We start from the raw sequence: 3,121 nt of genomic DNA, 5'->3' as shown, positions 1-3,121 counted from the left end.
TTTGATGCCTGGCAGTTCCCTACTCTCACATGGGGAGACCCCACACTACCATCGGCGCTACGGCGTTTCACTTCTGAGTTCGGCATGGGGTCAGGTGGGACCACCGCGCTAAAGCCGCCAGGCAAATTCTGTTAATCTGTATCAGGCTGAAAATCGTGTCTGTCTCTTCGCCAAAACAGCTTCGGCGTTGTAAGGTTAAGCCTCACGGTTCATTAGTATCGGTTAGCTCAACGCATCGCTGCGCTTACACACCCGACCTATCAACGTCGTAGTCTTCAACGTTCCTTCAGGAGACTCAAGGTCTCAGGGAGAACTCATCTCGGGGCAAGTTTCGTGCTTAGATGCTTTCAGCACTTATCTCTTCCGCATTTAGCTACCGGGCAGTGCCATTGGCATGACAACCCGAACACCAGTGATGCGTCCACTCCGGTCCTCTCGTACTAGGAGCAGCCCCCCTCAATTCTCCAGCGCCCACGGCAGATAGGGACCGAACTGTCTCACGACGTTCTAAACCCAGCTCGCGTACCACTTTAAATGGCGAACAGCCATACCCTTGGGACCTACTTCAGCCCCAGGATGTGATGAGCCGACATCGAGGTGCCAAACACCGCCGTCGATATGAACTCTTGGGCGGTATCAGCCTGTTATCCCCGGAGTACCTTTTATCCGTTGAGCGATGGCCCTTCCATTCAGAACCACCGGATCACTATGACCTGCTTTCGCACCTGCTCGCGCCGTCACGCTCGCAGTCAAGCTGGCTTATGCCATTGCACTAACCTCCTGATGTCCGACCAGGATTAGCCAACCTTCGTGCTCCTCCGTTACTCTTTGGGAGGAGACCGCCCCAGTCAAACTACCCACCAGACACTGTCCGCAACCCGGATTACGGGTCTACGTTAGAACACCAGCCATTAAAGGGTGGTATTTCAAGGTTGGCTCCACGCAGACTGGCGTCCACGCTTCAAAGCCTCCCACCTATCCTACACATCAAGGACCAGTGTTCAGTGTCAAGCTATAGTAAAGGTTCACGGGGTCTTTCCGTCTTGCCGCGGGTACACTGCATCTTCACAGCGAGTTCAATTTCACTGAGTCTCGGGTGGAGACAGCCTGGCCATCATTACGCCATTCGTGCAGGTCGGAACTTACCCGACAAGGAATTTCGCTACCTTAGGACCGTTATAGTTACGGCCGCCGTTTACCGGGGCTTCGATCAAGAGCTTCGCGTTGCCGCTAACCCCATCAATTAACCTTCCGGCACCGGGCAGGCGTCACACCGTATACGTCCACTTTCGTGTTTGCACAGTGCTGTGTTTTTAATAAACAGTTGCAGCCAGCTGGTATCTTCGACTGATTTCAGCTCCGTCCGCAGGGACTTCACCTACATATCAGCGTGCCTTCTCCCGAAGTTACGGCACCATTTTGCCTAGTTCCTTCACCCGAGTTCTCTCAAGCGCCTTGGTATTCTCTACCTGACCACCTGTGTCGGTTTGGGGTACGATTTCGTGTTACCTGATGCTTAGAGGCTTTTCCTGGAAGCAGGGCATTTATCACTTCAGCACCGTAGTGCCTCGTCATCACACCTCAGCGTTAATAAGGTACCGGATTTACCTGGAACCTCCGCCTACATGCTTAAACCGGGACAACCGTCGCCCGGCTGACATAGCCTTCTCCGTCCCCCCTTCGCAGTAACACCAAGTACAGGAATATTAACCTGTTTCCCATCGACTACGCCTTTCGGCCTCGCCTTAGGGGTCGACTCACCCTGCCCCGATTAACGTTGGACAGGAACCCTTGGTCTTCCGGCGAGCGGGCTTTTCACCCGCTTTATCGTTACTTATGTCAGCATTCGCACTTCTGATACCTCCAGCATGCCTCACAGCACACCTTCAACGGCTTACAGAACGCTCCCCTACCCAACAACACATAGTGTCGCTGCCGCAGCTTCGGTGCATGGTTTAGCCCCGTTACATCTTCCGCGCAGGCCGACTCGACCAGTGAGCTATTACGCTTTCTTTAAATGATGGCTGCTTCTAAGCCAACATCCTGGCTGTCTGTGCCTTCCCACATCGTTTCCCACTTAACCATGACTTTGGGACCTTAGCTGGCGGTCTGGGTTGTTTCCCTCTTCACGACGGACGTTAGCACCCGCCGTGTGTCTCCCGTGATAACATTCTTCGGTATTCGTAGTTTGCATCGGGTTGGTAAGCCGGGATGGCCCCCTAGCCGAAACAGTGCTCTACCCCCGAAGATGAGTTCACGAGGCGCTACCTAAATAGCTTTCGGGGAGAACCAGCTATCTCCCGGTTTGATTGGCCTTTCACCCCCAGCCACAGGTCATCCGCTAATTTTTCAACATTAGTCGGTTCGGTCCTCCAGTTAGTGTTACCCAACCTTCAACCTGCCCATGGCTAGATCACCGGGTTTCGGGTCTATACCCTGCAACTTAACGCCCAGTTAAGACTCGGTTTCCCTTCGGCTCCCCTATACGGTTAACCTTGCTACAGAATATAAGTCGCTGACCCATTATACAAAAGGTACGCAGTCACCCCATAAAGAGGCTCCCACTGCTTGTACGTACACGGTTTCAGGTTCTTTTTCACTCCCCTCGCCGGGGTTCTTTTCGCCTTTCCCTCACGGTACTGGTTCACTATCGGTCAGTCAGGAGTATTTAGCCTTGGAGGATGGTCCCCCCATATTCAGACAGGATACCACGTGTCCCGCCCTACTCTTCGAGTTCACAGCATGTGTGCTTTCGTGTACGGGACTATCACCCTGTACCGTCGGACTTTCCAGACCGTTCCACTAACACACAAGCTGATTCAGACTCCGGGCTGCTCCCCGTTCGCTCGCCGCTACTGGGGGAATCTCGGTTGATTTCTTTTCCTCGGGGTACTTAGATGTTTCAGTTCCCCCGGTTCGCCTCGTTAACCTATGTATTCAGTTAACGATAGTGCAACGGATTGCACTGGGTTTCCCCATTCGGACATCGCCGGGTCAAAGGTTCATATCACCTCGCCGGCGCTTTTCGCAGATTAGCACGTCCTTCATCGCCTCTGACTGCCAGGGCATCCACCGTGTACGCTTAGTCGCTTAACCTCACAACCCGAAGATGTTTCACTTC

The 3,121-nt window shown here is 53.5% G+C and carries 2 rRNA genes; both read right to left on the bottom strand.

Features of this window, described 5'->3' with window-relative positions:
* Positions 1–6: 6 nt before the first annotated feature.
* Positions 7–122 (bottom strand): 5S ribosomal RNA (gene rrf, locus ACOTXC_RS22630).
* A 69-nt stretch (positions 123–191) separates the two neighbouring features.
* A 23S ribosomal RNA gene (locus tag ACOTXC_RS22625) occupies positions 192–3,096 on the bottom strand.
* Between the last annotated feature and the right edge of the window lie 25 nt (positions 3,097–3,121).

It is taken from the genome of Enterobacter cloacae complex sp. IR5428 (genome assembly GCF_049238585.1).
GTDB lineage: Bacteria > Pseudomonadota > Gammaproteobacteria > Enterobacterales > Enterobacteriaceae > Enterobacter > Enterobacter intestinihominis.
The sequence above is the reverse complement of the archived record's forward strand: the minus strand, read 5'-3'. Positions and strand labels throughout refer to the sequence as shown.